The 7,929-nt window shown below is 42.8% G+C and carries 6 protein-coding genes; 4 read left to right on the forward strand and 2 right to left on the reverse strand.

The window, feature by feature from the left end:
- Together QZT73_RS01865 and QZT73_RS01870 are read right to left on the reverse strand one after the other, a co-directional pair.
- On the reverse strand, positions 1 to 189 hold a 189-nt coding region (locus QZT73_RS01865), incomplete at its 3' end, for a hypothetical protein (RefSeq protein ID WP_291786311.1).
- Between the two features lie 207 nt (positions 190 to 396).
- Positions 397 to 1,272, reverse strand: a complete 876-nt coding sequence (locus QZT73_RS01870; protein WP_291781945.1) for an AraC family transcriptional regulator — start codon at positions 1,270 to 1,272, stop codon at positions 397 to 399.
- Between the two features lie 151 nt (positions 1,273 to 1,423).
- On the opposite strand from QZT73_RS01870, the gene QZT73_RS01875 reads away from it, so the two are divergent.
- The 4 genes from QZT73_RS01875 to QZT73_RS01890 all read left to right on the forward strand — a co-directional run.
- A complete protein-coding gene (locus QZT73_RS01875) occupies positions 1,424 to 4,924 on the forward strand; it encodes a PVC-type heme-binding CxxCH protein (RefSeq protein WP_291786313.1) in 3,501 nt (1,166 codons plus the stop codon).
- A 10-nt stretch (positions 4,925 to 4,934) separates the two neighbouring features.
- Entirely contained in the window at positions 4,935 to 5,810 is an 876-nt protein-coding gene (locus tag QZT73_RS01880) for a sugar phosphate isomerase/epimerase family protein (RefSeq protein ID WP_291786315.1), read from the forward strand.
- A 23-nt stretch (positions 5,811 to 5,833) separates the two neighbouring features.
- Positions 5,834 to 6,952, forward strand: a complete 1,119-nt coding sequence (locus QZT73_RS01885; RefSeq protein WP_291786318.1) for a Gfo/Idh/MocA family oxidoreductase — start codon at positions 5,834 to 5,836, stop codon at positions 6,950 to 6,952.
- A 501-nt stretch (positions 6,953 to 7,453) separates the two neighbouring features.
- Positions 7,454 to 7,929 (forward strand): hypothetical protein (locus QZT73_RS01890; RefSeq protein WP_291786321.1); only part of this gene is annotated, 476 nt, incomplete at its 3' end.

Here is a 7,929-nt window from a genome sequence, read left to right on the forward strand (position 1 = left end):
ATTTAGGGCTTGCTGAAAAAGTCTCAGGTATGCCAGCTTCAAAGCGGGCGAATAAAGATGTATGCTTATACTTCGAATGAGCCCAATGAAGAACCTGTCAAGTCGACAGGCAGGGATGGTATGCCTGAGCCTAACCTGAAAATTTCGAATTTTGAAATTTTCAAGTGCACGCAAATCAAACTGGATCATTTAATAAGTTTGCACCTGCTTAAAAAGACAACTCTTAATAAATGTAGTATTCATCAAAATTTAAAGAAATTATTCTCCAATTGGCGTTATTCAGCACGCCCTAATTTACCTTTTGGCATAATCACTTCCGAAATCCTCCTTCCAAAAATACTTGGTACAAATTATCTGTTCTTCCGAAATTCCTTTCGACCTCAACCTTTCATACCTTTACTCCAAAGTCCTCTGATAATCCCGTCTGTATACCAAAGGACTGACGCTCATTCTCTCCTTAAATTGTTTATTGAAATTGGAAAGGGTATTGAAGCCACTCTCATAACAAACCTGACTGATATTGATGTCCTGTTCATGAAGCAACTTGCAGGCGTGGCTGATTCTGACGTCGGAAAGAAATTCAGAAAAGGTCTTGTTCATCCTGGACTTGAAATACCGGCTAAAGGCACTTTCAGTCATATTGGCCAGGTTGGCAACCTCCTCCAACTGGATTTTTTTTTGAAAATTTTCCGTAACATATTCATACACTTTCCGCATCCTGTCCTTTTCAGATTCTTTGTTGTTATTGGTGTATTCCGCTTGCGTGATGGTCTGACAGTCTGATGAGTTGGCAATGGTTTTTAAAATTTCCAGCAATAATAAATAGCTTTCAAAACCGCTTTTACCCACCAATTCTTTCATCTTTTCCCTTAATTTCATATTGGTGGATCCGGTAATTTCCAATCCCCTGAGAGAGCGCTGAAAAAGGTTTCTGATCAGCTCCAACTCCTCCTTCTCATACAACGCATTTCCTAAAAAATCAGCCCCAAAATATACCACAATCCCATGGGTCTTTAACTTACTCTCCTTTTCAAAATATGCCGCATCATTTTTCCAGAGATGGGGTAAATTGGGACCGGTAAAAACCATATCAAACTCCCGAAAAGGCTTCATCTGATCTCCTATAAACCTTGTTCCCCTACCCTCCAGCACCAAAAACAATTGGTACTCTTGATGAAAATGCCAATGGTTATCAAAATAAGGAGCTATCAGTTCTCTCGCTACAAAGGCTTTGTTGGAAGGTATTCTGGATTTCTGAAGGGCCTGTTTCATAACTTCCTTAATAATGCTAAAAATATGTTCTGAATTCAAATAAAAAATCAAAAAACAGTCATTATCAGACAAAAAACAGTGAGACGGACGTTCTATTTTTTACAAAATTTATCATCCGATAATACCGAATAATACCCAAAATATACGTTCCATGAAAATACTAAGGATTTTCACCTATCTGGTTCTGACTTTTATCATCTCTTGTCAGACCAAAACCAGCTTCAATCCCCTTCACGATGGTCCAAGACGGGCTGAAATTTTGTTTCTAGGCCATGATTCCAAACATCATGACTCGGAGAAATTAATGCCAATTTTGGCAAGGGCACTTTTCCCCAAAGGCATCAATCTGCATTATACTTCAGATCCCAATGACCTGAATGATCAAACATTGAACATGTATGATGGGATCATGATTTATGCCAACCATGACGAAATTACCCCTTCCCAAGAAGCAGCATTGAAAAAGTATGTGGAAAGTGGAAAAGGATTTATCCCACTTCACTCTGCCTCTTTTTGCTTCCGCAATTCGGACTGGTATGTAGCCGCAGTTGGGGGGCAGTTCAAATCCCATGGAACAGGTGAGTTCACTGTGGACATCATTGTTCCTGATCATCCCATCATGCAAGGGGTAGAAGTTTTTGAAACCTGGGATGAAACTTACCTGCACTCCCAAATCAATCCGGATATGACAGTGTTGATGGAAAGAGAAGAAAATGGTCATAGAGAGCCTTGGACATGGATCAGAAATCAGGGAAAAGGTCGGGTATTTTATACAGCTTATGGACATGATGAACGTACCTGGTCCAAAACGGAATTCCATACCCTAGTGGCCAATGGCGTCATGTGGGCCATCGGTGATAAAGTAGCTGCTCAAGTTGCTGCGTTTGAAATCCCCCAACCTAAGTTTGAAGAGGCTGATATACCGAATTACGAAAACAGGGTGCCTCCTCCAAAATATCAATTCCCATTAAGCCCAGAGGAGTCTATGAAATTGGTTCAACTGCCTGTTGGCTTTGAATTGCAATTATTCGCTTCTGAGCCGGATATTGTCAATCCAATGGCCATGTGCTGGGATGAAAAGGGAAGGCTGTATGTGATTGAAACAGAAGATTACCCCAATGAAGTAAGACAAGAGGGGGGTAACGACCGCATCAAAATTTTGGAAGACACAAATGGAGATGGTAAGGCAGATAAAATCACCATTTTTGCTGAAGGTCTAAATATCCCTACCAGCTTGGTTGCAGTCAATGGCGGGATATTGATCTCCATGGCTCCGGATTTCATTTTTCTGAAAGACACAAATGGAGATGGAAAAGCTGATCTCAGGGAAGTTGTCATTACCGGCTGGGGAAAAAGCGATACCCATGCCGGTCCATCCAATCTGAAATATGGCTTCGATAATAAAATTTGGGGCGTATTGGGTTACTCCGGCTTCAAAGGAGAAATTGGCGGCAAAGAATTCAACTTTTCCCAAGGCGTTTATCGCTTTACCCCAGATGCTTCTGATTTCGAATACTTGGGTTCCACTAGCAACAATACCTGGGGTTTAGGCTTCTCAGAAGACTTTAATGTATTTATCTCTACTGCTAACGGACAGCATAGTGCTTTCTTGGCCATGAGCAATGAATTCGTCAGAAGGCCTATCAGTGGTGGCATGAACAATACGGTATTTGGTATTGACAGCCATTTCGATATGCCTCACCTTACCCCTGCTTTAAGACAGGTGGACTACCACGGAGGGTACACTGCAGCGGCAGGACATAACTTTTATACCGCAAGAAACTTCCCAAAACATTACTGGAACAGAATTGCCTTCGTAGCCGAACCCACTGGGCGTGTCCTTCACAATGCAATCATCGAAAAAGATGGGTCTGGATTCAAAGAAAGAAATGGATTCAACATCTTGGCCAGTTCGGATGAATGGTTCTCTCCGGTACATGCTGAGGTGGGACCTGATGGGGCTTTGTGGGTAGCAGATTGGTACAACTTTATCATTCAGCACAATCCTACGCCAAAAGGTTTTGAAAACGGGGCTGGAAATGCCTACATCAATCCGCTTAGGGATAATAGGCACGGAAGAATTTACAGGGTGGTCTATAAGGGAAATGATGATTATAAAACCATGTCCATCGACCCTAACAAAAATAAGGACCTGATCGCCGGACTGAATTCAGACAACATGTTTTGGCGAATCACTGCCCAAAGGTTGATCGTAGAAAACCAAAACACCGGAATTGCCAAAGAACTATATAAACTGATAGAAAATAAGAAAACCGATGAACTAGGACTCAATACCCCGACCATTCATGCCCTTTGGGCTTTACATGGTTTGGGTTTGTTGGATGGTGAAGATAAAAACAGCCTACAGGTAGTCACAAAAGCGCTAAACCACCCTTCTGCAGGGGTGAGGAGAAATGCCATTGAAGTTTTGCCTAGGAATATGGAAAGTTTCAAGGCAGTTACGGCTGCCAAATTGCATCAGGACAAGGACCTCAATGTCCGAAAATCTGCTTTCCAGCTGATTGCCCAAGTTCCTGCATCTCCGGAAGTATCTGAATTCCTTTACCAAGCCAGCTTGGACAGGTGGAATGCCGATGACCTTTATTTGGCGCAAATCATCTTCGCAGGGGTATTGAACCACCCCGATTATTTTGACAAAAAACTCATTGACCTGTATCAAGCTGGTAAAGCGGATAGTTTGATTAACCTCCCCGAACGAATTGCAAAAAGTATTGTAGAAGAAGAGTATAGGCTAGACAGGCGTGCCCCAATTGCCTTCCCTCCTGACGCTAAGGGTAAGGAAATCCACATTAGGACAGAATTGGCCAAAGGCAATGAGGGCCTTATCGGAGCCATTGTGGCTCAAGGTAATAAACGAAATGGTTATGTCATTTATGTTTGGGATGATATCCTTTATTGGGTAGTCAAACAAGACGGCAAAGCCTATACCCTGACAAGCAAAGGTAAAATTCCAAATAATTTCTTTACTGTTTATGCCAACCTCCTGGAAAGCGGGGTAATGGAGTTGTACATGGATGAACAATTGATAGGAAAAGTCCAGACTCCGGGGCTTTTCAAAGAAAGCTTATCCCCAGGCAATGTGCGTGTAGGAAATGACTGGGGCGGGGAAAACCAGGTGGGAGACTATGAAGGTTGGTCCTGGTTAAGAGGAAGAATGGGAAGGGACAGCTATATCAGTTTTAAAAATCCTGCCTTTGATTTTGCCACTGCCATGAGCGGATTTTCTGCGGAGGACCTAGGAATTTCAAGGGAAAATGCGGTAGTCATTAAGCTAGGAGTGATTCCTCATGAAATGAAATACGATTTGGCCAATTTCAAGGTAAAAGCCGGCCAACCTGTGATCATAGATTTTGAAAACAAGGATTTCATGCAACATAACTTGCTGATTGCCCAAAAAGGCTCATTGGAAAAAGTGGGACGTGCCGCGGACGCCATGGCCAGGGATCCCCAAGGGATTGACAAACACTATATTCCTGATATGCCTGAAATCATTATCGCCTCAAAATTGGTGGATCCCAACAATATGGAAACCTTGATGTTCTTTGCACCAAAAGAACCAGGTGAGTATCCATTCATCTGTACTGTGCCGGGGCATTGGAGAATTATGAACGGTATAATGATCGTAGAATAAAAGTAAAGCTATGTTTTTGAATGTAAGTTTTGGAGTGAGTACCTGGCTGTGGACCTCTCCTTTTGATAAAAGTACCCTAAAACTGTTCCCTAAAATAAAGGAAATGGGGTTTGATAAAGTGGAGATACCGGTGGAAGACCCAAGCCTAATTGATGGGAAAGAGGTAAAAAAAGCCCTCGAAGACAATGGCTTACAAGCCTTGGTCTGTGGGGCCTTCGGTCCGAGCAGGGATTTGACCCATGATGATCCCAAATACCACCAAATTTGTTTGGACTACCTTTCTGCCTGTTTCAAAATCTCCGCAGAGCTAGGGGCTTCATTCGTGGCCGGCCCCATGTACTCAGCTGTTGGAAAAGCCAGGTTGGTAAGTGAAGAGCAGAAAAAAACAGAGTGGGAAAGAGCTGTAAATAATCTTCAAAAGGTATGTGAAATGGCCGCTGATTGGGGGCAGGATATTGCCCTTGAAGCGTTGAACCGCTTTGAAACTGACCTGATCAATAACAGCAAAGAACTGATGCAGCTGATCGATGACATCAACCACCCTAGGGCCAAGGTGCTGCTAGACAGTTTTCATATGAGCATAGAAGAAGCCAACATGGAAGATGCAGTACGCCTGGTTGGAGACAAACTGATACATGTGCAGGTTTCGGAAAACCATAGAGGGATTCCTGGAACTGGGCAAACCCATTGGGACAGTTTCAAACGGGGATTGGAAGCAGTGAATTACCAGGGATGTATTTCCATTGAGAGTTTCACCCCAAATGTTCAGGAATTGGCTGGGGCAGTTTGTATTTGGAAGCCACTGGCCTCAAGTCAGGATTTATTTGCCGAGAAAGGCCTGGCCTTCTTGAAAGATTGGAGCAAAGGCCGTTTTTTTACCCATTAGTCAATCATTAAAACCCAAATTATATGAGCCAAAAGAAAATCAATATCGCCATTATTGGCCTCGGTTTCGGGGCAGAATTTATTCCGATTTATCAAAAACACCCTTTGGCCAACATGTATGCCATTTGCCAAAGAAACGAAGAAAAGCTGAATGAAATCGGGGATGCCTTTGGAGTGGATGTACGCTATGCAGATTACGATGAATTGCTCAAAGACCCCAATATTGACGCGGTACATATCAATACCCCAATTCAGGCACATGCCGAGCAATCGCTTAAAGCATTAAGGGCCGGAAAACATGTGGCCTGTACTGTGCCTATGGCTACTACCATAGAAGAATGTCGTCAAATTGTGGAAGCCTGCGAAGAGACTGGTTTGACCTATATGATGATGGAGACGGTGATCTATTCCCGTGAATTCCTTTTTGTAAAAGAGATGTATGAGAAAGGCGAATTGGGCAGGATTCAGTTCCTCAGGGCCAGTCACCAGCAGGAAATGGCCGGTTGGCCAGGCTATTGGGAAGGTTTGCCTCCCATGCATTATGCTACCCACTGTGTAGGCCCCGTCTTGGCATTGCCCAATGCCCAGGCCGAATACGTGTCCTGCTTGGGTTCAGGCAGAATTGATGAAAACCTGATTCCAAAATATGGTTCCCCATTTGCAATAGAAACCTGCCATATCAAGTTCAAGGATTCTGATTTAGCTGCAGAGGTGACCCGTTCCCTTTTCAATACCGCCAGACAATACAGGGAAAGCTTTGATGTCTATGGTTCCAAAAAATCCTTTGAATGGACGCTTATTGAGCATGAAGACAGTGTCATCCATACGGGTGAGGTTCCAGAAAGGGTAAAGGTTCCTGATTATGCCCATCTCTTGCCGGATGAAATTGCTTCTTTTACTACTGCAGGCGTGTATGATTCGGATGACAACCAGCATTTATCATTCATTCAAGGGGCTGGACATGGGGGATCCCATCCACATTTGGTGCATGAGTTTTTAAGTGCTTTGGATGAAGGCAGGGCACCTTATCCTGATGCCAGGCAATCTGCCAATATCACCTGTGTGGGCATTTTGGCCCACGAGTCTGCCATGGCAGGAGGCAAGATTATGCACTTGCCAGCGTTTACTTTGAAGAAGGATTGATATTCTTCAACCCCTCCAAGGGTTCGGAACCCTTGGAGGGCTTATTCATTTTTAAGCGGAATGATTGGATAAGGTTAACTTAATTTTTATTCCATTAAATCTTGTCTTTTTAAACTAAGAAACTTAAATTGACCTAAATATTTTATCAGTAAACTATTTTAATATGCAACAACCTAAATTTACCCCCCTCATTTTTCCCGATTAGGTAATAAAATCTATCAATGGATTGCTTTATTTTCAGTAATTGTACTGATTCCTTTACTCTTTATCTCCTGTCTAGAGGATCTAGAGAAATTTGAATCAAAATATGAACAGACAAATGATGACCTTTCGTTAATAAGGAATTGGTTTGAATCACACAAAGAGGAATTAAGAATCAATAACACCGGAATCAACTTCAGGACAGAAAGTCAGGAGCTGATTTTACCATTCTTTGAAAAGGAACCTGATTGGAACAAATTCCATATTTACGAGTGGCCGGATGGAAGAAAGGTCTATGAAGTGAATCTGGCCAATAAGGAGATCGTACTGACCAGTGAGTTTACGGATAACATGCCCCAGGCAGACCCAAGCAAGACAGTGATACAGAACATTATGTTTGTAGAGAACAGGGAAAATGGCAGGTATGATCCGGTGATTGCCCGCTATTATCCTGCAGATGAGTATTCCGTTTCAGGGTTTCATGAGATTTCATACAATAAGATCGGAGCAGGCTGGTCGGGAACAGTGGATATCTGGACTTATGATGAGCGTCACTTTATTGGCTTTAATATCAAAGACGGTCAAATGGTTTCTACTGTAAAATATGATACTGGCCCAGCTGAAGGGGCCAGAACAAGTCATGGCCAAAATTATTTGACAAATGATACAGTGGACTGCTTCAGGGTTCCCACCACCACTACTTATACATATACCACTACGGGTTATTATGAAACCACGGTAACTGCCACCCAGCATTATGCAACCATCTGCAGTAC

Origin of the sequence: Cecembia sp., from assembly GCF_007126775.1 — a bacterium.
In the GTDB taxonomy this organism is placed as follows: domain Bacteria; phylum Bacteroidota; class Bacteroidia; order Cytophagales; family Cyclobacteriaceae; genus Cecembia.